The sequence below is a fragment of the Mesorhizobium sp. LNHC252B00 genome (assembly GCF_000502955.1).
Classification (GTDB): Bacteria; Pseudomonadota; Alphaproteobacteria; order Rhizobiales; family Rhizobiaceae; genus Mesorhizobium.
Genome location: NZ_AYWO01000174.1, coordinates 1 through 274, shown reverse-complemented (window position 1 = coordinate 274; position 274 = coordinate 1). Strand labels below are relative to the sequence as shown.

Genomic DNA, 274 nt, shown 5'->3' with positions numbered 1-274 from the left:
TTGGCCGATTTGTCGATCACCAGCCCCTCGACCTGATGGAACATCGGCGAGTGGGTGGCGTCGGAATCCTGGCGATAGGTCTTGCCCGGAATGACGATGCGGATCGGCGGCTTCTGCTTCTCCATGGTGCGGATCTGCACCGGCGAGGTGTGAGTGCGCAAAAGCTTGCGCTCGCCCTTCTCGTCCGGCTGGAAGAAGAACGTGTCGTGCATCTCGCGCGCCGGATGGCCTTCCGGGAAATTCAGCGCGGTGAAATTATAGTAGTCGGTCTCGA

Annotated in this window: 1 pseudogene; it reads right to left on the bottom strand. The window is 60.2% G+C overall.

Annotation, left to right across the window (positions count from 1 at the left end):
• Nucleotides 1-274, bottom strand: a pseudogene (locus tag X744_RS0139505) (phenylalanine--tRNA ligase subunit alpha); the annotation flags it as partial.